Source organism: Paenibacillus paludis, assembly GCF_042610515.1.
Lineage (GTDB): Bacteria > Bacillota > Bacilli > Paenibacillales > Paenibacillaceae > Paenibacillus_AQ.
This window is the reverse complement of record NZ_JBGJZP010000014.1, coordinates 69,887-89,534: the sequence shown is the minus strand read 5'-3', so window position 1 is coordinate 89,534 and position 19,648 is coordinate 69,887. Positions and strand designations below refer to the sequence as shown.

Here is a 19,648-nt window from a genome sequence, read left to right as displayed (position 1 = left end):
CAAATAACGCCTCCTCAGTCCGGATGCGCCTAAAAACAGCCTGATCTTTAATAATAAGGCCCCCTGGGTCCGAAGCGGGTGAGCAATAGCACCTTTCGTCAGTAGATACAGATTCTGCTTGAATTCTTTCCGTTGTCCTTCCTCTAACACGTCAACTCCATGCATAAAAAGAAACAACCCCGCCTGATAACAAGCGGGGCATTTGCCTATTTACTAACTGCGTTTATCCTACTGGTTGAATTCACCTACCGGCTGAGTTTATCTGCTGGTTAAATTCACCTACCAGCTGCGGTTATCTAATGGTTAGATTCACCTACCAACTGCGTTTATCCACTGGTTAAATTCACCTACCGACTGCGGTTATCTACTGGTTAAATTCACCTATCAGTAACGGTTATCCTACTGGTGCGTTTCACCCGCTGTCTGCGTTTACCTGCCGCCTAAGTTTCTCGACTACCTTCGTTTACGCAGGAATGTTAGCTGCGCATGTGAAAATCAAATCCCTCTATGGAAACGCCAGCTTGCCCATCACTGTCGGGCGGGACGCTCCTGTGGCCGAAGGAAGATTATTGGCGACTCCGTGCATGAAATCATTGCCCAGCAAGGCGAAAATAATCGCCTCCTTCGCGTCGTCGCTGAAATCCAGCACGCTTGAGGTTATTACAGCCTGTTCCGTCAGCAGTTGCTGAAGCATAGCCAGCAGTGCAGCATTGTGCGCACCGCCGCCGCTGACGATGACCTCGTCAATTTCGCATACAGGGAATACGTACCTCAGATAACCTTCCGCTATCGTCCGCGCGGTAAATGCGGTGGCAGTGGCTACAATATCTGCATCGTTCAAGCCGCGCGCCCGGGCCAGGGTCACAAACTGTTCGGCATAAGCTTTGCCGAAGACTTCCCGGCCTGTAGACTTGGGAGGCTTCAGTGCAAAATAAGGGTGCTCCATCATTTGATCCACCAGCACTTCGTCTGGTGTTCCCTGCGCAGCCCACGATCCTCCGTCATCATAAGACATTTTTCCGCCGCTCAGCAGATATACAGTCTGATCAATGACCATGTTCCCGGGGCCTGTATCGAAGGCAAACACATCCTCCGGACCCGCTGCAGCAGGAAGTGCTGTACAATTCCCGATTCCTCCAATATTCTGTAGCAGCCGCCCTTTCTCCGGATGCCGGAACAGAATCAGATCTCCATAAGGTGCCAGCGGCGCCCCCTGCCCGCCAACTGCCATGTCACCCGGGCGGAAATCCCCGACCACAAGCCGGCCTGTTTCCTTGGCCAGCACAGACAAGTCGCCAAGCTGGAGCGTGGAACGGACCAGAAGCGGATCATCGGTTGCCGCTTCCGGGATATGCCACACGGTCTGGCCGTGGGAGCTGATGAGATCAATCTCATCAAGCTCCATTCCGGCACTGCGTACCGCTTCTATGGCCGCCTCGGCAAACCGTTCCGCCAGATATACGTTCATACCACATACCAGGTCCACCGATGAATGTTCTATCGTGCATAGCTCCTTCAGCCGCTCCCGAAGCCCGTCGTCATAGGGCACAGAGGAATAATGCAGCAGTTCAGCCTTGGCAGCAAGTCCGCTTCCTTCTATTGAGACTATCGCTGCGTCAATGCCATCCAGCGAAGTGCCGGACATTAAACCAACAACGACAGATTTTTGTTTAGTCCAGAGCGGGCCAATCATAAGCTAAGGCCCCAGCCTGCCGGATATTTATCCCCGAGCGATACCGGCAGTCGTCCCTGAAATGGAATTTGCCCGAGCAATGCTTTGGCTGCACTTTCCAGCGCAAGCGGACGCCCTTCATATGCAGCGGCATAAGTCTCTATCTCCGGCATTGCCAGCAGGTCATAAGGATTGCGCAGGGCAACAACCGCAAGCGGCTTGCCAAGCGCCCGCAAGGATTCCACCAAATTGCATTGTTCGGGATTAAACTGCGCATTGTAGGTGCCCACAACGATCTGCTCAATGTCCTCAACCTGCGCTACCTCCAGCAGGTCCGCAGCATAGCTGGCAATATCACCTGCCGGAACGACACGGTCAATGCAATCCAGTCCATATTTACTAAGCATCGCACCAAGTCCCGCGGTTTCGCCAAAAGCTTCATCCACAAGAGTGGCTACTACAGGCGCTGCCGTAACTGCTAGCGTCTTCTTCCGTTGTAGGGGAAGCACAGAGGAATGATTGCGGACCAGGGTGATGCTGGCTTCACTGATACGGCGCGCCACTTCTACATGCGGAGGAGCTTCCAGCAGGCTGAGACCTGCATATGCTGCGGCAGAGCTGACCGCGTGTCCGTATTCAACATCCATCGCAGCGGAATTTGCAGCATGCTCGTCTTCCATCTCCAACAGTTTGGAACCCCCAGCACTTGTACCTTCTGCACTTACAGCACTCGCACCGCCTGCACTCACTGCTCCAGCGCCATCTGCACTCCCAGCACTCGTTCCTCCTGCACCCTCAGCACTTGTGCCTTCTGCACTCACTGCTCCAGCACCCCCTGCACCCACAGCTCCAACGCCGCCTGCACTTGCAGCCGAAGAATCCGCAGCATCGGCTTCCGCCGCACCGGCCCCGCCAACAGATCCGGCTGCGATCACACCCCGCTTCACCTTCAGCGCGAGCAGCCGCCGCACCGAGTCGTCAATGCGGGTTTCGCTGATTCTGCCTTCAGCGACCGCATGAAGGATAGCCTCAATGGCAGCCAGCTGACGGTCAGCGCGGTGGCTGATTAGAACGATATCAGCCCCGGCTTCAATGGCCAGCACCGAAGCTTCAACGGTGCCGTAGTGCTCGGCGATGGCGTTCATCTCCATGCAATCGGTCATGATAATCCCGCCGAAGCCCAGTTCTTCTCGTAGCAGACCGGTCAGAACCGCCTTCGAGAGCGTAACCGGAAGCTTCTCCTGTTCAAGTGCCGGGAAGTAGATATGAGCCGACATCATGGCATCCACACCTTCGGCAATTGCTCTGCGGAAAGGAACCAGCTCTACGCTGTCCATACGTGCCCGGTCATGTCTAACGGTTGGCAGATCCAGATGGGAATCCACATCGGTATCGCCGTGGCCCGGAAAATGTTTAGCCGTAGCCGCAACACCTGCATCCTGAAATCCGCGGATCGTCGCTGCGCCATAATCGGCTACCTTCTCCGGCGATTCGCCGAAGGAACGGACGCCGATCACCGGATTCCGGGCATTATTGTTCACGTCCAGCACAGGAGCATAATTCAAATTAATGCCCATGGCGCTCAGTTCCCGCCCGCTGATCAAAGCCGCCTGATAGGCATCCTCTACCGAACCGGCCGCTGCGATAGCCATTCCGCCGGGCATAAGCGCCACGCCTTCAGTAATACGGGCAACCATACCGCCTTCCTGGTCGATGGAGATCCAGAGAGGAGCCTTGCCGCTTTCCGCTGCAGCCTGCTGCAACTCAGCGGTCATTCTGGCTACCTGCTCCGGCGTCTCTACGTTGCGGGCGAAGTAAATGACGCCGCCGATCCCGCCTTTTGCAACAAGCTCGCGGATTCCGTCGTCCGGCACAGCGGTTCCTTCGAAACCGCACATCAGCATTTGCCCGATTTTGTCACTGAGACTCATTTCGGCGACCACCACATCAAGGCCGCTCTCTTGTACCGCTGCCTCACGCCAATCCATTGCCACCGCCTGCCTTCCCCAAATCAGATTTTAGCTATTCATACAGAAGATAAGGCTTCCGCAACATCAGCCATTTATCGCTTTCTTCCTGCCATTGTCCAATGATTTCCCGCAGCCCCTCTGCTGTGCCAATGCGCCTGCGCACCGCTTCGCCCCCGGTCAATAAATCAATGAAGTATCTCCCGCCTTCTTTCGGCGGAGCAAGCCACTGAAACTGCTCCGGATAGAGTGAACACACCTCATGCAGCATGGCAAGTCCGGTACGTACGGATTCATAAGCCTGCGGCTCAGTCACGAATAATCGCACACCACCGCATAGTTCTCCTTGATGCTTGGAGAAGGTCGGTGTTGCATACACAGGATGGAAGTGCACACCCGGAAGCTGATGCTTCTCCATCGCTTCGGCAAGTAATGCCCCCTCCAGCCATGGTGCGCCAACCCACTCAAACGGACGGGTGGTTCCCCGCCCTTCTGAGAGATTCGTCCCTTCAAAAAAGCAGGTTCCAGCATAAACTCTCACCGTGTCAATCGTCGGCACATTGGGGGAGGGCATCATCCACGGGAGACCCGTGTCCATAAATTCCAGCTGACGATTCCAGCCTTTAAGCGGGACGACATCCAAAACACAGCCAATCCCTCTCTTGTCGTTCGCCATAAGCGCCAATTCCCCGATGGTCATCCCCGTGCGGATCGGCATGGACCAGGCGCCAACCATAGATTCGTAGCCAGCCTCCAAAAACCCGCCTTCGCTGCCGGTTCCGCCAAGCGGGGCAGGACGGTCGAGTACGAGCAGACTTTTACCGTTTTCCGCGCAGGCCTCCATTACGTACAGCAAGGTTGATACATACGTATAAAACCGCACGCCCAGATCCTGAATGTCAAAAATAAGCGTATCCACCTCATCCAGCATCTCAGGCGCCGGCTTCTTATGCATCCCGTACAAGCTGTATACCGGAATCCCCAGCCCCGCGTCCAGCTCATCCGTGAATTTCACACCGGCTTGGTGCTGGCCGTATATGCCGTGTTCACACGCAAAAAGTGCCGTAAGTCTAGCAGATTCCAGACTCCGGCACACCTCCACACTGGAGCGGAAGTCCGCCGTTATGCCGGTAGGATTTGTAACCAGCCCAATCCGCCGCCCATCCAGCAGCGGATGAGACAAACCTGAGACCAGCCGGTCCACCCCGCAGCTCACCTGTAGACTCATAACCATTCACCTCCGGCAATGACGCCAGCGGAGCTATCCGCCCCGCAGCTTACCTGTAGGCGCATGACAATCCCCCTTCCGGCATAACAGAGTACTGTGGACAACCGCTGTGCATTTCCCTCCGTTTCATAGCAATCTCCCGCCGACATATAGCTCACTAGTCTCAGGCACACCCTCCTGCTCATCATCCTCATCGGGATGAAGTACATTGTAAGCAGCTTTATGCAGATAGACGGCAAGCATGCCGTTGAACAGCGCCATGAAACCTACTACAGTCACAGTCAGCATGATCCCCACAACCAGCGCCTGGAAGAAGGCCCCGATGGTATAAGCCGGATAACGGAGGAACAGCTTGACGCTTTCCCCCATGGCCTTGAAGATGCCCATTCGGCGCTGAATCACCAGTTGTAGCGTGTAGAATTGAGAGACAAGCGCCATAGCGACAAAATACGTCTGGAAAATGGCAATCGTCCAGCTTACCGCCCCGTCACGGCCTCCATAGAACCACCAGGTTGACCATAAAATCAGCACCAGCAGGGAGCATAGCAGACCGAACGCCACTGCCGGCCCAAAACCCTTGCGCGCACCGCTGAGCATCTCCCTGACACTCAGCTTCTTTCCTTCCGTTCTCCGGTGGTACGCATGGAACACACCGAAAAACAGCGGCATGTAAAGAAGCGGAATCAGGATAAATGACAACGCTATAGGCGCAAAGATGACCACTGGCACCAGCATAGCCGAACTGGCCAGACTGAGCAGCGCAATCGGCACAATCTCCCGGAATGACTCCACTCCCGTACTCACCAAGACTTGATTCAGTTTCTGCATTGCTTGTCTCCCCTTTCTACCTTGCAACCCTTATAACCAGCTTGTTCTACCAGACAATTCTTTCTTCAGTTGCCGGATCGAAATAACGTGCTTTGCTGAGATCGAAAATAAACTGCTTATCGAGATTATTGTAGGCTTTCGTCTCCGGATGAACCTTGGCGGTTACCGTTCGGCTGCCGATTTTAAAATAGACCAAATTCTCGGAACCCAGATGCTCTACTACCTTAATATGCGCCTGCATTTGATGTTCTGTAGAAACTCCCGGTGCGAAGTCATCGCCGTAGATATGCTCCGGGCGGATGCCAAGAATAATCTCTCTGTTGTTATAGCCTTGCAGACCGGCTGCCGCATCCTCTGACAGCAGGAATTCCGCACCATCAATAACTACACGTCCCTGTTCAATCCGGGCATCAATAAAGTTCATCGCCGGAGAGCCGATGAATCCGGCTACGAACATATTTTTGGGATTAGCATACAGCTCGGTCGGAGAAGCCACTTGTTGAATGACACCTTTATTCATAACAACAATCCGCTCACCAAGTGTCATTGCTTCTACCTGGTCATGCGTAACATATACAATTGTAGCGCCGAGACGTTTATGAAGCTCGCCCAGCTCAACACGCATCTGAATCCGCAATTTCGCGTCCAGATTGGACAACGGCTCGTCGAACAGGAACACCTGAGGATCACGCACAATCGCCCGGCCGACGGCCACACGCTGGCGCTGTCCTCCGGACAGCTCGCGCGGCTTGCGTTCCAGCATCTCTTCAAGTCCGAGAATGGTCGCGGCTTCCTGAACTTTTTTCTCAATATAATCCTTCGGTTTCTTCAGGTTCTTCAGTCCAAAGGACAGATTCTCACGGATGCTCATATGCGGATACAGCGCGTAATCCTGGAACACCATCGCAATATCGCGGTCTTTAGGATGAAGGTTGTTTACGATACGCTCGCCGATGATAATATCCCCGCTTGTCTGCTGCTCCAGGCCTGCGATCATCCGCAGCGAGGTGGTTTTGCCGCAGCCTGAAGGTCCGACGAACACAACAAATTCTTTATCATTAATAACAAAATCGGAACCCGCCACCGCAGTAAAGGTCTGCTTGTTCTGATCGTCAAATTGTTTGCGCACATTGCGGAATTCAACTCGTGCCATTGCTCTTCCCCCTCATATCTAACCCTGTGAATTTTGAGAATATCAACAATTAACCTAGCCTTTTACAGCTCCAATGGTAATGCCCTGCAGGAAATAGCGCTGCAGCGAGAAGAACAGAATCAGCATCGGCAGCGCACCAACTGTCGCCCCTGCCATAATCGCTCCGAAATCCGTAGACTCTGCAAATACAAAGGAAGCCAGTCCGACCTGGATCGTCCGCATTTCCGTCGAATTCGTAATCAGGAAAGGCCAGAAAAATTCGTTCCAGGAAGCGACGAAAGTGAAAATTGCGAGTACGGCAAGCCCGGGCTTTGCCAGCGGAAGAATAACCTTCCAAAAGATGCCGAACTCGCTGCAGGCATCGATCCGCGCCGCATGAATCAGCGAGGTCGGAAGAGAGGACATGTACTGCTTCATCAAAAAGATATTGCCAACCGTGATCGCCGTCGGCAGAATAATCGCGGTATAGCTGTCACCGAGATTAAACACGTTGACGATTAGAATATAGAGCGGAATCAACGTTACCTGTGCCGGGATCATCATCGTGCTGAGCAGCACCCAGAAAATCGCGTTGCTTCCGGGAAATTTCAATTTAGCAAAAGCATATCCCGCAAGGGAAGCGAAAAACACATTGGTAATGGTAAGGATCGATGAAATCAGCAAAGAGTTGAACAGCCAGCGCCAGGCCGCTGTTTTGGCAAAAAAACGGTCATATGGAGCGAGCGAGAAAGCCTCCGGCAGCATGCTTGGCCGGAAACTGGCGGATGCAGCAGAGTCCTGCACGGAACCGACAATCATCCAGTAAAGCGGAATAACCGTTACTATACTCCACACTACAAGACAAGCCACCGCCACCCATAGAAAGATGGTCTTTGATCTAGTTTTCATTACAGGTTCGCCCCTTCCATCCTAATACTCGACATCACTCGAGAAATATTTAAACTGAATGACAGAGACCAGGATAATCAGAAACGCCAGCACGAACGACTGCGCCGAAGCCAGGCCAAATTCATAAAACTGGAACGCCGTCTGGTAGATCAGATAAGCAATCGTCGTTGTCGCAAAGTTCGGCCCGCCCTGGGTCATCATGTACACCGAGATAAAGACCTGGAAGGAAGTAATCACTCCCGTTACAAGCAGATATAGAGTGGTCGGTTTCAGCAAAGGCCAGGTAATCCGTGTAAATTTGGTCCAGCCGCTGGCATGATCAATATCAGCCGCTTCATAGAGTGATTTCGGAACTCCGCCCATCGATGCCAGATACAGAATAATTCCCGCTCCGTGCGAGCCGAGCCAGTTCATCAGAATCAGCGAGAAGAGTGCAGTCTTGGACTGTCCAAGCCAGATCACCGGATCAAGGCCAAACCATTCCAGAAACCGGTTCAGAAGCCCGACATTCGTCGGATCAAAAATTGCCAGCCAGACGATCGATATCGTGACGCCGGACGCAACTGCCGGAAGATATAATGTAGCCTTGAAGAAAGTCTGCCATTTGGTCTTCATCTGGTAGATTAAATAGGACAGCACAAACGTAATGACAATATTAACCGGTACCGTGCACACCGTAAAAATAACGGTATTCCACATCGATTTCCAGAAGGTTGAATCCTGAAACAGCCGCTCATAATTGTCGAAGCCGATCCAGGTGGAGTTCATAATGTTGTACTGCTGGAAGCTCATGATCAAGGCAGATACGACCGGATATAGTGTAAACACCAGAAACAGCAGAACGGGTGCCAGGATAAACAGGTACGCCCATCCATATTCACGCCATAACCTGCCGGCGGAACTGCGCGTCCGCTTTGGCGCGATTGTCGTCATCCCTTTCCTCCTCCTCTTGTAAGAGAGGGCGCCAAATTCAACAAATGCGATGGGCGCCCCCCTTAGAAAACTACTTATTCAGCATTTGGCTTCCTTTACTGTTGAACTCTTTTGCGATAGCCTCAGGTGATTTCTCCCCGGAATACAGGGCTTGGATATTCGGTGTTACAACCTGCTCCTTGAACTGCTTCATTTGGGCTGCAATAGCGGTGTCGAGCTTCAGTGTTACAGGCATTGCAATGTTCTCAGCCATGATCGCGGAAGCTTTGATTGTCTCTTCCGTTCCAAGCGCTTTGCCTGCAAACAGATCAGCTTGCGATTTACGTACAAATGGAAGCACCAGCTCATTGGAGGAATTACCGGCTTTGGCACTGCTCAGATAATCCAACACCATGAATGTATTTTTGGCATGCTGCTCGCCTTTGTCATTTTTCTGTTTAAAGGCGATATAGCCTTCCGCGCCCATCGTAGTTTTGGCTGGAGCAGCATCATTGTGCGGAACCGGCAGCAGAACGAAATTAATTTTCTCGCCTGTGATCGTACCGGCATCAATATCCTTGTTCCGGTTCTGAATCATTACGTCATAATAAGGGATGGCTTTGGAAATAATGGCGGCTTGTCCGGCATAGAACATATCGGAACGTTTGGCCGGAGCAATGGCTGCGGTCTCTTTGGGCATGTAGCCTTTGTCCAGCAGGCCTTTAATGAAGCTCAGCGTGTCAAGAATACGTTCATCGTTCCACTGGAAAGCACCGGATTCATCCAGAACATCAGGCATATTGTTGTTGCGGGACAGCATTTCAATGAAATCCAGCGATGTTCCGTCTGTCACCAGCGGATATTGGGTGGAACCGTCGCCCAAAGTCTTGGTCAGCTTAGCAGCAGCGGCTTCAAATTCAGACCAAGTCCAGCCTTTTTGCTGAATCGAAGCCCAGTCAATGCCTGCTTCTTCCAGAATCCGCTTGTTCCCGCCCCAGCCCCATTGGAACTGGTAGAGCGGCAGGCCGTATTGTTTGCCGCCAATCTGGGCGAGCTCCAGTGTTCCCGGAAGGTAGTCATTCTTGATGTCGTCCGTCATGTACGGATCCAGATCAAGCGCAAGCCCGGTGTTGACATAGGTGCCATCCACACTGTGGAAGTACAGATCAGGCGGGCTGCCGGCATTCAGGGCTACGTCGAATTTCTTCGGACCCTCCGCCCAAGACAGCACTTCCGTCTTCACGGTGATGTTTGGATGTTCTTTTTGAAAATCTGCTACCAGACCCTTTAGTTCATCCTCATAGGCTCCGTGCACCGGATAAGTCCAGACGTTAACGGTATCTTTGGCATCCGGGCTGCTTGCCGCCTCCTTGCCTCCGGAGTTGCCACATGCGCTGATCAGCATCATAACCAGTACCATACTAAGCAATAAACTTTTCTTCATTATTTCTTCTCCCCTTATTTTTCCGGCTACAGCCGTTTGATATGTTGTCTGCTCTTTTCCAGATAAGTAACGGACTGTTCATAATTCCGGCTTGCAACGGCGAGATATAAAATATCGATAAGATTAAGCTGTGTAATCCGCGAAGCCATCGCTCCGCTGCGGATTTCATTTTCGGTGGCGGAGGTGCAGAGCGGAATGTCCGCGCTCCGGCTTAGGGTGGAATTGCCATATTTCGCGATGCTAATCACGGTTCCCCCATTATCCTTCACAATGGATGCTGCCCGGATAACCTCTTTGGTCTCGCCGGAGTATGAAATGCATACAGCCACGTCGTCAGCAGTTGCGGTTATGGCGCTCGTTAACTGGACATGCGGATCGGCAAAAGAGAAGCTCATCTTATTAATCCGCAAAAACTTCTGCTGGGCATCCATCGCAATCAGGTTGGAGGCTCCCACTCCGAAGAAATAAATCACCTTCGCCCGGTCAATCGCTTCAACCGCCCGCTCAACCATGGCTTCATCCAAAATCGTGAGAGTATCCCGGATCGACTGAATATTATTATTGGATACATTCTGCATAATGGCTGAGATCGTGTCATTGGGGCGAATCTCCTGGTAGCCAATGATTGCCGGATCTCTGCCCTGAAGATCACCGGCCACTTTAATCTTCAGATCCTGGTATCCCTTAAAGCCGATGGACTTGCACAGCCTGACGATTGCCGCCTGGCTGGAACCGCTCTTCGTAGCCAAATCAGCGATGGAGAGCTGGATCATTTCATCCGGATTCTGCAGGATATACGCAGCAATCTTGTGCTCCGACGGACTTAGTGTTTCATACAATTCCCGCAAACGAATCAAACCGCCATTCATTGGAATCGATGCACCTCCCTATAGAATAGAACTCTCTTTGAACCGACACCCCGCAAAACAATGTTAGCTTTGTTAACTCGTAAGGTTTGATATTCTCCCAAATCCTTGGATTGAATTCATTATATGAGTTGTAAAATAAAATTTCAACATTTATTTTTCTCGTGAAATTTTATTTTACTTTATGGCCTTCATCTCATATAATTAGTAAAAAATCAAAGTGGTGATTGATCGATGAAAGTGTTCTTAGGCCTAGATGGAGGTGGCACGAAGACCGATGCAGCCGCTTTGGATGAGCGGGGAACATTACTCGCCCGCTATATTGGAGGTCCGTCCAATCCGCATAGTGTCTCCTTTGGGACAGCGCTTACAGAAATCATGTCAGCTATTGACGGATTGATAGAGAGACTGTCGATAAATGTCGATGAAATTGCAGCAATATGTCTCGCCGTGTCAGGTTTCTCCAGCATCGATGAAGAAACCCTCCTTAAGAGGGCCGTTCAGCAGCATGTATTGAAACAAGGACTACCTATTCCGGTGTTCATACAATCAGAAGGACAGATTTCTTTGATGGCCGCAGTGGGAAGCAATCACGGGGTGCTGGTCATCTCGGGTACCGGATCGATTTGCTACGGCTATCTTCCGGATGGATCCGGCACCCGCACCGGCGGCTGGGGGCATTACCTTGGAGATGAAGGCAGCGGATATCAAATCGGGCTCCGTACACTCAAAACGGTGATGCGCAGCTATGACAGTGTTTGTAAACCCACGATAATGACCGATATGATTATGGAGGAATACGGATTTAAGCTCATTACGGATTTGAAGGGATATATTTATATCCCTTCCCATTCCAAAGCAGAAATTTCCGCCTTTTCAAAAGTATGCATTCAGGCGGCTGAAGCCGGAGATGCTGCTGCTATCGCCATTCTTTCCGAAGAAGCTGCGGCCTTAAGCGATACCGCTGCGGCCCTGCTTCGCCGTAGCCCCACTCTGCAAAACTATCCCGTAGTGCTCAGCGGCTCGGTGTTCAGGTATTCCCCGATCTTCCGCGGGATCTTCTGCAGCAGCCTGCAGAAAACTTTTGGCGGGTTGAATTTCGTAGATGGGAGCCTTGGGGCTCCGCCATCCACCGGAGCAGCCATGACTGCACGCAAGCTGTTTAATGACTACAGACAAGAATAGACTGGCAGGAGGAAGAAACCTCATGAATCCTATTTTGGACAACCTGATTACAGAGCAGCTCAATGATAAAACAAGCGATATCGATAACCTCAATTCCACTGAAATCATGGAGCTGATTAATAATGAAGACCGGCTGGTCGCCGATTGTATTCAAGGGCTTATCCCGCAGATTGCCATTGCTGCGGACTATATCGTCCATGCCTTTCAGCAGGGCGGAAGATTGTTCTATGTAGGTGCTGGAACGAGCGGAAGAATCGGCATTCTTGATGCCTCCGAATGTCCGCCCACCTATGGCACAGACCCGGCTATGGTGCAGGGATTAATTGCCGGAGGGTTTCAGGCGATTAAAGATCCCGTTGAGGGTGCGGAAGACAGCGAGGAATTGGGCGCAGCCGATATCGACTCCTCCGGCATCACGGCGAAGGATGTGGTTATCGGCATTGCCGCCAGCGGGCGTACACCATATGTTCTGGGGGCGATGAAACGTGCCGGAGAACTTGGAGCGGTTGTCATCGGCTTATGCAACAACCCCGGAACACCGATGGCAGGCCTCGGTCAATTAACCATAGAAGCAGTGGTTGGCCCGGAAGTCATCATGGGCTCTACCCGGATGAAATCAGGCACCACGCAAAAAATGATTCTCAACATGCTGACCACCACCGCCATGATCAGGATCGGGAAGGTCTACCGTAATCTCATGGTTGATTTGAATCCATCCAATAAAAAACTGGTGCACCGGGCCAAACGGATTATTGGACTGGCCACCGATGCTTCCGACGAACAGATTGAAGCGGCTTATCATGGCGCAGAAGGCCATGTAAAGACTGCCATTATTATGATATTGGCCAATGTGGATGCTGAAGAAGCGCGGAGCAGACTGCTGGCTGCAGACGGATTCGTGCGCGGAGCACTGCAGTAGTCTAAACTTCAATTCCTTCAGGACAATACGAACAAGCCTTTTCGGGTTCTTCCGGAAAGGCTTGTTCGCCATATCTAAGGCTTGGCTTCCATGCGGAGCTTAATCATCCGCACAGTTTCGATATCAAATACGATATTCTCTACCGGCTCCATAATATCGGCTGTAAAACGGTCGATCGTTACTTTACCCATGTACATTTTGCGGACAGTAACGCTCTGTTTGGCCTTCAGGTAAGACTGCGCCCCGCTCGCCCCGCCGACAAAATAGGCTAAAATGTTCCCTCCTGCCTCCAGCTTGGAGCCACGGCAAACCGAAAACGTCTTATGGAACGTAATATTCCCCGAAGAAAACAGTTCACTCTGCACAATGCCGTCCCGGTGGATGTTAATATCCCCATTCGATTTCAGTGTGCTGTTCTGGCATTTGCCGATATTAACCTCCACTTTGGATTCCTGCATCCGTGCCACACCAACATGTAGCTCCTCCAATATACCGATAACACCACTGAGCGAAGTCTCCGTCAGGAAATCGACCAGCTGCACCGGCTTCAGGAACAGGTTGAGAAAATGCAGGGTCTGTTCCAGATCCTGATGAAAGGAAGCCTTCACCGTATCCAGCACCAAGAGGAGCTCTTTAATGAGCTGGGGGATTTTCTGAAACTTGCTTTCCAGCAGCAGCAGCACGGCCTGTCCGTACTTGACACTCTTTTTGTGGCTTTGTACGGCCTGTACGAGCATCTGAGTAGCATTTTGCAAGACCTTGCACTCCTCAATCAGCTGCTTGGAGAAGTTGTAGATCCGGTTGTACATGACGCCGAAATAACCGGAATACAGCTTGCTGTTAACCACATTTCCTTTCACTAGAATGCTCCCGGTAGCAGTAATTGTGGAGTTGTAGACACTTCCGGAAATATAGACATTGCCCAAGGATTCAATAATCATGTTGTCCTCTACATTGCCGCGGATAATCACATCACCTGAGAAGACGATATTGCCGGTGTGGATGCTCACATTGCCGGGAACGAGGTATGAAGTGCAGATGTCAAAACATTTTACTTTGTCGCCAGTCACTCTGGGCCTGCCTTCACGCAGCGCGCGGACCTCATTGTTGATCAGCAGCACTGTGTTATTCCTTGCAGTCACCGTGACATCAGCTGGCTCAGGCGGATAAAGAATTTCTCCATATACATCATAGCCGGGAATCCCTTCGACGACCGGAATCTTGCGGGCAATGACCTCACCGCGGATCACTGAAGGAATGCGGAGATGGCTGCGGTAATCCACCTGTCCTTCAATTTCACTAAATTCATTCTCAATCGTCTCGGAGAAAAACAATTCCAGATACGCATTCTCCCCAGGCACAGCCGCTCTCCCTTTGGCAGCAGTAATCGGCTGATAGGTCGGATTCTGAAGTTCGGCATGAATGCCGGAGATGTTCAGGTTCTGGATGATCTTCTTTTGCTCAAAATCAACAATGATCTGATTCAGGCCAAGCATGCCGATGACATTCGCCGAATCCTGCGATGCTTTCACCTCTACTATGCTGGCTGTGAAATGGTCGTTTAATTTCCAGGGAAATCTTTTAGATCCAAGTAGGGTGAAAAAGGCCAGCAACCTGTCCCCGGAAACAGTAATGGTATAAAGCGGCGGTTCGACGATCTCCCATTCTATGATGTCTTGCGAGGTGACAGCTGACGGCTCTGTAAGCACTTGACCGTTTACATGAAGCAGCACCGGGAGCAGGGCCGATATCACTGCTGGTGATCCGCCTGGAAGCGGGTCCTGAACAAATATCTTTCCCGCCCGGACCAGCAGCCGTCCATCCCTTTCATTGTCGGAATTATCGTCTTCCATAAAAGATTCTTCGATGCTCACCTCACTCTCAATCCGTGAAAGCTCCAGCATGTTAATCAGTTTATTGAGTTCCTTCTCGGACATGTGCTCCGCCATCACTCGCACCTCCTGGTTAGGGACTACCTACTATGTAACTGCTTTCATTTTAGTATTATTAAGAATTTTAAGCAATTAACATTCCGGATTCTCTTCCCTTCCCTATCCGCCATATAAAAACAGACTGCACTCGCGGCATGAAGCTGCTGCTGGCAGTCTGTTTTTTGTATTCAATGAAATTTAATTGTTCAGCGCCCCTTGCGGCGATTTCCGAGCCATAAAGGAAAGCGGAAGACAAAGTTGATCAGCAGGACTACGAAGACCAGCACCGCCGCCGATTTGTCAGCGATCTGCCGCGCGTCTTCGACAATGGCTTCGGATTGCACATACCAAAGATGCACAGCGAGCGTCTCTCCAGGCGAGAACAGATTAAAGTCCCACATTTCTCCGGAGGTGCTGAGTCCTGCGGTCAGAATAATAACCGCCGATTCGCCGAAGGCACGGCCGGCCACAAGACAGACACCGGTTACAATCGACGACATGGCTACCGGAAGCACCACTTTGCGGATGACATGGAATTTGGTCATGCCAAGCGCATATCCGGCTTCACGGATTTCACGGGGAACCGCCTGCACAGCTTCCTCCGTCACCCGGGTCAGCATCGGCAGGTTAAGCAGCGCCAGGCTGACACCGCCGCCAAGAATCGTCAGGCCGACACCGAAGTATTCGGCAAAAATCGCCAGACCCAGCATCCCAAACACAATCGAGGGTACCGAGGACAACGACTCCACGCAGATGCGCAACGCGCCGGTAAAGCGATTGTCCGGGGCATATTCCGCCATGTAGATGCCGGCGCCGATCCCAATCGGTATGGAAATCAACAGCGAAATGAACAGGATGTAGAAGGAGTTGAACAGGACCGGTCCGATCCCTCCGCCGGGATCAATCTCCTCCGGCTGCTTGATCAGGAAATCGGGTCTAAGCGCCGGCAGTCCCTTGCTCAGGATCGTAAAGAGCAGCCAGAAGATCAGCAGCATCACGAGAGCACCGAGGGTATAAAAACCAAAGGTCGCAATTTTGTTGCGCCGCTGGGCACGGGCAGTATAACGGGTACGTGTGAAACCGTTCATTACGCATCCCTCCTTTTCCGTCCCAGGATGCGGATCACCAGGATCAGCACAAAGGAAATGAGCAGCAGCAGGAAAGCCATCATATGCAATGCATAGTTCCAGGTAGAGTCAAACTCCACATTGGAGATTTGCATCACGATATTACTGGTCAGCACAGATGATGGCGTGAACAGCGTCTTGGCCAGCTGCGGGGTATTGCCGATGACCATAACAACGGCCATGGTCTCCCCGACAGCCCGGGTCATCCCGAGGATGATGGCCGAGATGATGCCTCTGCTGGCCGCAGGCAGGATCACCCGCATAATGACCTGAAGGCGGGTTGAACCAAGGGCATAAGCGGCATCCCGGTATTTGCGCGGAACGGCAACAATAGCATCGTCGCTGATCCGGCAGATCGTCGGCAGCACCATCAATGCCAGAACGAGCGCAGCGGCGAGTAGTCCGTCACCCAGCCCTTCCCCGCTGACTCTGCGCAGAAAAGGCAGGAGGACCGTAAGCCCCAGATAACCATATACTATAGAAGGAATTCCGACGAGCAGGTCGAGCACTGGCCGGATAAAGTTCTTCATCCATTTCGGAGCAATTTCGGCACACAGCACGGCCATGCCTACGGAGATCGGCACGGCAATCAGCAGCGTCATTGCTGTAAGCGACAATGTATTTACAATGAAGGCAGCAGCCCCGAAGGCATCCTCTTCCGGCGTCCAGTTAAAGGAGAAGAAAAATTCGGCCGGTGAGAGATGAGCGAACAGAAGCAGCGCCGTTTTGCCGATGAAAATAATAACAAGTCCAAGCACAAAGCAAAGCGCAAGAATGCTGAATATAAAGTAATAACGGGATAAGGTATTGCTGATCAAATGTCTGCTGTGGCGTTTCTCACTGACTTTAACCTCGGATAGACCCTTTTGTGCCCTTGATGCCAGGCCCTGGACTGGTGCCCCCATACGTTCCCTCCTGTAAGCGGCCACCCCCGTGTGGAATCCGGGGCTGGCCGCATGTACCGTTCAATATAGTGAAGAATGATGACTAGGATTTCATTGCTGCGATCGGAATGAATTTAAGCTTTTTGAGCGAGCCGGTTTGGAACTTTTTGCTCTGAACATAATCGATGAACTCTTTGGTAACACCGGTTGGCTGACCTTTAGTCATGTAATAACCATAGGCCCAAATTTTGTACGAGCCATTGATTACATTGTCAGTAGATGCTTCAATGCCATTGAATTTCACAGCTTTGATGTCGCTGCCGCTTACATAGACAAGGTCGATATAACCGATGGCATTAGGTGTAGTGGCAACGGCTGTCTTCATGTCACCGCTGGAACCGGTCTCCTTGTAGTTCTTCTCTTTCTTGACGATATCTCCGCCCGCAAGAGCTTTAGCCTGATAGTTTACGCGTGTACCGGAACCGAAAGCGCGGGTAATCACGACAATGTTCGCATCCGATCCGCCGACTTCCTTCCAGTTGGTGATTTTACCGGAGTAAATGCCTTGCAGCTGTTCCGTCGTCAGGTTGTCTACGCCCACATTCTTGTTCACGATGGTGGCGAAAGGAATGACAGCTACCTTGTTTGCTACTTGTCCGTCAAAAGCTTTAAAGCCCGGAACGTCAATGCTGGCATCCCAGTCACAAGCGCCGATGTCGGCGATGCCTTTCTTCACGGCCTGTGGTCCGGTAACGGAGCCTTTGCCTGAAGCAGCGATCTTCACTTTAGGGTGCAGCTTCTGGAACTCCTTGGCTGCTTGCAGCGTCAACGGCAGCAGCGCTGTCGAGCCGTTCACTGTGATTTTGCCTTTAAGCGTGTCAGCGGCGGCTGCCACTCCGGCAAACGATGCGGTTACCGCGATAACCGCGGTCAATGCTGTAACTGTAAATTTTTTAAAAATCTTCATGAGTAAAATCTCCTCCCGGCGGTTGCGCCGTTAAATGTTGTTGGTTCTGAAGCAGGGAATATAATCTTATTTCGACAGCTGCAGGGCTTTGCCGTTCTGAACCAGCCAGAGCGTGCCGCCGCTAACGAGAGCGAGCTTGCTGCCGTCATGGGATGCAGAAACTTCAGTCACGTCTTCGGCTGTGCGGAACAGTTCACTCTTGGCCCCGTCAGCACTGATAGCATAAATTACGGTACTTCCGTCCGCCGTCACAGCGGATACAACCAGACCACCACTTACACCAGCTGCCCAGTTCGCTTCGCCATCAAGGGCAATATTCGAGCTTTTGCCATCGGCTCCGATTGATTTCAGGCTGTTCGCCGAGTTGCCTTCGGGATCTGCACTCAGATACACAATGCTGCCGTTATTCAAAATTTCCGGGTAGAGCTTATTATCCAGTTCAGTCGTCAATGCTGCCGGCTTCGCATCTTTGGTTGTCAGATCCAGCTTGTACAGCTGTTCTCCAGCCTTGCTGAAATCTACCGTCAACGAATCCTCAGTGCTGTCCGCATCATTTTTGGCTACGCCGGTAACATTGACGATATAGACCACGTTCTTCTCATCGGCAGATACGCGGAGCTCGGATTTATTCTCTACTTTATCTTCAAGCAAGGTTTTAACCGTTCCGGTCTCCAGCGAAATTTGGGCGATCTTCTCCTGCTTGTCGCCCTGGATGAAGTAAATCTTCTTGCCGTCCTGCGACCAAACCAAATCAGTCTTAACACTGGTATCCTTGCCGAGCGGTGTGATCACCCCATTGAACAGGTTGATCAGCTTGAGCTGGCCTGTCTCGTCACTAAACGCACCCCACTTCTGGTCAGCGGAAACGGCGAAATCGACAGCTCCGTCATTCGAGGAGAACAGCTCGTAATTCCCCGGCGTGTTGCCGAATTTCAAGAGCTGGGTTGTTTCCGCATCACTTTTATTGGCGATCAGGCTTCCATCCGCACTCCAGTGCAGTGTATCAAAATCACCTTCCGGAAGGGCAAAGCTGAGAACAGTAGCTGAATCCGTCTGCAGCTCACCGCCAAGACCAGTGACCAGTTTTGTCAGTTCTACGTAGGTTTTACCATTATAGAAAACAGGTGCTACAGTGAACTCCTGCTTGGTGCCATCTACCAGATAGCTTTTAGCTCCCGTTTGAATTTGTATAGTATGTAATCCTTTGCTGTCGTTGAGTTCAAAACCGCTGCTGCTGACTTTCACATGGGCTCCAAGCTCTCCGGCAACCTGACTTAGCGAATACAATCTATAGCCGTTTTTGTCTATTGTGCTGAGTGCAACAGGTGTACCGTTCACAGTCCACGTAGTCGTACCTTCCTTGACTGCAGCTGACTGGACGGCGGCGGCCTCAGCACTGTTACTTGTTGCCAAAACACTTACCACTCCTCCTGTTACAAGAAGCGAAGAAGCCAAAGCCGCACTCAACCATTTACTATTCTTCAATTAGATTCACCCTTTTCCCTTAGGTAACTGCTAATGTTATTTTCATCTACGAATGTCAATTCTGTTCTAGAGGAATGTTATGGAAATGTTAAGTGCGGCAAATCCTTAATAATAAATAAAGCCGGCCCCGGAAACCTCCGGGTCGGCTTTAGTAAAACTGGGGTTAAATCGGCAATATATGTAAAACAGTGT

The 19,648-nt window shown here is 51.5% G+C and carries 16 protein-coding genes; 2 read left to right on the top strand and 14 right to left on the bottom strand.

Annotated features, from left to right (window positions below):
- Nucleotides 1–505 precede the first annotated feature (505 nt).
- The 9 genes from ACAN56_RS23685 to ACAN56_RS23645 all read right to left on the bottom strand — a co-directional run bounded on the left by ACAN56_RS23685 (nucleotide 506) and on the right by ACAN56_RS23645 (nucleotide 10,961).
- A complete protein-coding gene (locus ACAN56_RS23685; protein WP_379145968.1) occupies nucleotides 506–1,693 on the bottom strand; it encodes an anhydro-N-acetylmuramic acid kinase in 1,188 nt (395 codons plus the stop codon).
- Nucleotides 1,690–3,660, bottom strand: coding sequence for a beta-N-acetylhexosaminidase (gene nagZ, locus ACAN56_RS23680; RefSeq protein WP_379145967.1), 1,971 nt, complete (start codon nucleotides 3,658–3,660; stop codon nucleotides 1,690–1,692). Before nagZ ends, ACAN56_RS23685 begins: the two co-directional genes overlap by 4 nt.
- 34 nt (nucleotides 3,661–3,694) lie before the next feature.
- Nucleotides 3,695–4,867 carry an exo-beta-N-acetylmuramidase NamZ family protein gene (locus tag ACAN56_RS23675; protein WP_379145965.1) on the bottom strand — a complete coding sequence of 391 codons (1,173 nt, stop codon included), beginning with the start codon at nucleotides 4,865–4,867 and terminating at the stop codon, nucleotides 3,695–3,697.
- A gap of 126 nt (nucleotides 4,868–4,993) precedes the next feature.
- Nucleotides 4,994–5,695: a hypothetical protein gene (locus ACAN56_RS23670; protein ID WP_379145964.1), complete on the bottom strand. Its 702-nt coding sequence runs from the start codon at nucleotides 5,693–5,695 to the stop codon at nucleotides 4,994–4,996.
- Between the two features lie 46 nt (nucleotides 5,696–5,741).
- Nucleotides 5,742–6,848 (bottom strand): ABC transporter ATP-binding protein, encoded by a 1,107-nt coding sequence (locus tag ACAN56_RS23665; protein ID WP_038595838.1) that lies wholly within the window; start codon nucleotides 6,846–6,848, stop codon nucleotides 5,742–5,744.
- Between the two features lie 54 nt (nucleotides 6,849–6,902).
- Nucleotides 6,903–7,736 carry a carbohydrate ABC transporter permease gene (locus ACAN56_RS23660; RefSeq protein ID WP_038595842.1) on the bottom strand — a complete coding sequence of 278 codons (834 nt, stop codon included), beginning with the start codon at nucleotides 7,734–7,736 and terminating at the stop codon, nucleotides 6,903–6,905.
- A gap of 21 nt (nucleotides 7,737–7,757) precedes the next feature.
- Nucleotides 7,758–8,669, bottom strand: coding sequence for a carbohydrate ABC transporter permease (locus ACAN56_RS23655; RefSeq protein WP_038595844.1), 912 nt, complete (start codon nucleotides 8,667–8,669; stop codon nucleotides 7,758–7,760).
- A gap of 70 nt (nucleotides 8,670–8,739) precedes the next feature.
- Nucleotides 8,740–10,092 (bottom strand): ABC transporter substrate-binding protein, encoded by a 1,353-nt coding sequence (locus ACAN56_RS23650; RefSeq protein ID WP_379145962.1) that lies wholly within the window; start codon nucleotides 10,090–10,092, stop codon nucleotides 8,740–8,742.
- Between the two features lie 26 nt (nucleotides 10,093–10,118).
- Nucleotides 10,119–10,961: a MurR/RpiR family transcriptional regulator gene (locus tag ACAN56_RS23645; RefSeq protein ID WP_038595850.1), complete on the bottom strand. Its 843-nt coding sequence runs from the start codon at nucleotides 10,959–10,961 to the stop codon at nucleotides 10,119–10,121.
- A 231-nt stretch (nucleotides 10,962–11,192) separates the two neighbouring features.
- Here ACAN56_RS23645 and ACAN56_RS23640 point away from each other — a divergent pair, with 231 nt between their 5' ends.
- Both ACAN56_RS23640 and murQ read left to right on the top strand, forming a co-directional pair.
- On the top strand, nucleotides 11,193–12,143 hold the full coding sequence (locus ACAN56_RS23640) for a BadF/BadG/BcrA/BcrD ATPase family protein (protein WP_379145960.1): 951 nt from the start codon (nucleotides 11,193–11,195) through the stop codon (nucleotides 12,141–12,143).
- A 22-nt stretch (nucleotides 12,144–12,165) separates the two neighbouring features.
- Nucleotides 12,166–13,062 (top strand): N-acetylmuramic acid 6-phosphate etherase, encoded by an 897-nt coding sequence (gene murQ / locus ACAN56_RS23635; RefSeq protein ID WP_340896804.1) that lies wholly within the window; start codon nucleotides 12,166–12,168, stop codon nucleotides 13,060–13,062.
- Nucleotides 13,063–13,136: 74 nt separating this feature from the next.
- Here murQ and ACAN56_RS23630 read toward each other — a convergent pair whose 3' ends face one another.
- The 5 genes from ACAN56_RS23630 to ACAN56_RS23610 form a co-directional block, all read right to left on the bottom strand.
- Nucleotides 13,137–15,011 (bottom strand): flagellar assembly protein A, encoded by a 1,875-nt coding sequence (locus ACAN56_RS23630; protein WP_379145959.1) that lies wholly within the window; start codon nucleotides 15,009–15,011, stop codon nucleotides 13,137–13,139.
- Nucleotides 15,012–15,199: 188 nt separating this feature from the next.
- Nucleotides 15,200–16,081, bottom strand: a complete 882-nt coding sequence (gene pstA / locus ACAN56_RS23625; protein WP_038595858.1) for a phosphate ABC transporter permease PstA — start codon at nucleotides 16,079–16,081, stop codon at nucleotides 15,200–15,202.
- Nucleotides 16,081–17,025: a phosphate ABC transporter permease subunit PstC gene (gene pstC / locus ACAN56_RS23620; protein WP_379145958.1), complete on the bottom strand. Its 945-nt coding sequence runs from the start codon at nucleotides 17,023–17,025 to the stop codon at nucleotides 16,081–16,083. The genes pstA and pstC overlap by 1 nt, the downstream gene beginning before the upstream one ends.
- 82 nt (nucleotides 17,026–17,107) lie before the next feature.
- Nucleotides 17,108–17,971 carry a phosphate ABC transporter substrate-binding protein gene (locus tag ACAN56_RS23615; protein WP_076110736.1) on the bottom strand — a complete coding sequence of 288 codons (864 nt, stop codon included), beginning with the start codon at nucleotides 17,969–17,971 and terminating at the stop codon, nucleotides 17,108–17,110.
- A 66-nt stretch (nucleotides 17,972–18,037) separates the two neighbouring features.
- Nucleotides 18,038–19,384 (bottom strand): stalk domain-containing protein, encoded by a 1,347-nt coding sequence (locus ACAN56_RS23610; protein WP_379145955.1) that lies wholly within the window; start codon nucleotides 19,382–19,384, stop codon nucleotides 18,038–18,040.
- Nucleotides 19,385–19,648 lie beyond the last annotated feature (264 nt).

Coding starts and splice junctions, on each gene's coding strand:
- pstA (WP_038595858.1), bottom strand. CDS start 16,081: ATGAACGGTTTCACACGTACCCGTTATACTGCCCGTGCCCAGCGGCGC.
- ACAN56_RS23645 (WP_038595850.1), bottom strand. CDS start 10,961: ATGAATGGCGGTTTGATTCGTTTGCGGGAATTGTATGAAACACTAAGT.
- ACAN56_RS23655 (WP_038595844.1), bottom strand. CDS start 8,669: ATGACGACAATCGCGCCAAAGCGGACGCGCAGTTCCGCCGGCAGGTTA.
- ACAN56_RS23665 (WP_038595838.1), bottom strand. CDS start 6,848: ATGGCACGAGTTGAATTCCGCAATGTGCGCAAACAATTTGACGATCAG.
- ACAN56_RS23640 (WP_379145960.1), top strand. CDS start 11,193: ATGAAAGTGTTCTTAGGCCTAGATGGAGGTGGCACGAAGACCGATGCA.
- ACAN56_RS23670 (WP_379145964.1), bottom strand. CDS start 5,695: ATGCAGAAACTGAATCAAGTCTTGGTGAGTACGGGAGTGGAGTCATTC.
- murQ (WP_340896804.1), top strand. CDS start 12,166: ATGAATCCTATTTTGGACAACCTGATTACAGAGCAGCTCAATGATAAA.
- pstC (WP_379145958.1), bottom strand. CDS start 17,025: ATGGGGGCACCAGTCCAGGGCCTGGCATCAAGGGCACAAAAGGGTCTA.
- ACAN56_RS23660 (WP_038595842.1), bottom strand. CDS start 7,736: ATGAAAACTAGATCAAAGACCATCTTTCTATGGGTGGCGGTGGCTTGT.
- ACAN56_RS23615 (WP_076110736.1), bottom strand. CDS start 17,971: ATGAAGATTTTTAAAAAATTTACAGTTACAGCATTGACCGCGGTTATC.
- ACAN56_RS23650 (WP_379145962.1), bottom strand. CDS start 10,092: ATGAAGAAAAGTTTATTGCTTAGTATGGTACTGGTTATGATGCTGATC.
- ACAN56_RS23630 (WP_379145959.1), bottom strand. CDS start 15,011: ATGGCGGAGCACATGTCCGAGAAGGAACTCAATAAACTGATTAACATG.
- nagZ (WP_379145967.1), bottom strand. CDS start 3,660: ATGGATTGGCGTGAGGCAGCGGTACAAGAGAGCGGCCTTGATGTGGTG.
- ACAN56_RS23675 (WP_379145965.1), bottom strand. CDS start 4,867: ATGAGTCTACAGGTGAGCTGCGGGGTGGACCGGCTGGTCTCAGGTTTG.
- ACAN56_RS23685 (WP_379145968.1), bottom strand. CDS start 1,693: ATGATTGGCCCGCTCTGGACTAAACAAAAATCTGTCGTTGTTGGTTTA.